Here is a 1,118-nt window from a genome sequence, read left to right as displayed (position 1 = left end):
GGCGCGATCCGGAGGTGGGAGTTCTGATCCAGGAGGCGCTCACCGTCCACCGAGATTGACTGGACGTGCAGGATCCCCGGTCCTTTGTCAGTGATTGTCAGGTCGGTCTGCCGCCCGACGCCGCTCACCGCGCCGGTCTCGTACGAAACGTTGGTCACCGGGAGTGGATGATACGTCGGACGGCGGATCATGGCGCCGGCAGGCAACGCTGAGAACAGAATGAGCAGTATTGCGGTGACCATGATGGATACGGCGCGGCGGGACGGGTGCCGGGTACGGGCCGAAACGGATTGCGCCGCATCCCCCATAGCCCCGGAGTCGTCGGTAAGGACGGGCACCAGATCGAGGTGCGGGCGGCACACCGACCTGCCCGGTGAGGGGAGCATGGTTTCCTCCGTGCTGTATTTCCAGAAATCTGTCATCCCGGCCCGAGGATACTAGGGGCCCGGTACGCTGAGTGGTCAGGTCCTACGGGAACATCTCCACCGGACCGGAAGCATGAGCCCATCCGGGGTATGCGGATACCCCTTGCGGGCACCCCCGGTGAATGTGGACGCAGCCGGTCATCCGGCCCGTGCTCCCGGGCAATGGTCGGTAACTGGACTGGTCCTCCCGGATGGCGGTCAACGGCGGTCAACGGCGGTCAATAGCGGTCAACGGCGGTCAATAGCGGTCAACGGCAGGCGTGACCGCCGCCCGGACTTGCGCCGGTTCGACACAGATGTATCGGTTCTCCCATCTTGTGAATGTTGTCATCGATGGTTGGACGGGCAGGGGCGTTCCGGTGTCAACCGCATCGGGTTCTCACCGGCCCGGCTGCCCGCCCGATGCGCGGCCCGATAATCCGGACGGGAATACGTAAACGTGGAACGGAATCGAAGGGCTCGGCGCGCCGTTGTCATTGAGTGGGGAAGTTCTGGTAGGGAATAGCGGATCGGAGAACACGTGAGAGACGCGAGAGAGGTTCAAATATGCGTCGACCCGTTAAGAGAAGAACCGGGCGAGCTGTCGGTGTCCGTCGCATTCTGGTGACCATCGGAGCCGCCGTCACGCTCGGTCTGCTCACCACCGGCGCGGGCTGCCAGCCGCCCGGCACGCCCTGCCCTCCCTACCCACCC

General features: G+C 64.5%; 1 protein-coding gene. It reads right to left on the bottom strand.

Features of this window, described 5'->3' with window-relative positions:
* Window positions 1-422 (bottom strand): hypothetical protein (locus AC08ON_RS13250; protein ID WP_476617072.1); only part of this gene is annotated, 422 nt, incomplete at its 3' end.
* Window positions 423-1,118 lie beyond the last annotated feature (696 nt).

The sequence above is a fragment of the Frankia sp. CoWAU3 genome, from assembly GCF_977971855.1.
This window is presented reverse-complemented; position numbering and strand designations above follow the sequence as displayed.